Origin of the sequence: Endozoicomonas atrinae (assembly GCF_001647025.1) — a bacterium.
Classification (GTDB): Bacteria; Pseudomonadota; Gammaproteobacteria; order Pseudomonadales; family Endozoicomonadaceae; genus Endozoicomonas; species Endozoicomonas atrinae.
This window is the reverse complement of sequence record NZ_LUKQ02000776.1, coordinates 1-520: the sequence shown is the minus strand read 5'-3', so window position 1 is coordinate 520 and position 520 is coordinate 1. Positions and strand designations below refer to the sequence as shown.

Below are 520 nucleotides of genomic sequence, written 5' to 3'. Positions count from 1 at the left end.
TTATTTGAAACAACATACCTCTGGGCAGATACTCGATTTTTATCATGCATCTGAATATTTAGCTGGAGCAGCGGAAGCACTGTTTCCAACCAGTAAGGCGAAGCGACACCAGTGGCTTGAAGACAGGCTACATAGTTTGAAAAACAAGCGTGGAGCAGCCAAAAAAATCCTTCAGGAAATTGAATCAGCCGAGCTCCCGAAAAAGACAATCGCACTGACAGAGAAGCGCTACAAAGCTGTGAGCTATTTTACAAACAATCACCAGTTAATGAATTATCATCAGGCGCTTAAACGCCATTGGCCAATAGGTTCAGGAGTTACTGAAGCGGCTTGTAAGACTCTGGTAAAGCAACGATTATGTGGTTCTGGAATGAGGTGGAAAGCAACAGGAGCGGAAGTGCTTTTGACAACAAGAGCACTGATCCAGAGTAAGGGGCGCTGGGAACAACTTTGGTCTGAGTTCATGACTGGAAAGGTTGAAGCTAACCTATGAGTCAGTTATCAAATTGAGAGAGCACCC

The 520-nt window shown here is 44.6% G+C and carries 1 pseudogene; it reads left to right on the top strand.

What is annotated here, in order from left to right:
- Positions 1 to 493 (top strand): annotated as a pseudogene (locus AK963_RS34435) (ISKra4 family transposase); the annotation flags it as partial.
- Positions 494 to 520: the final 27 nt, after the last annotated feature.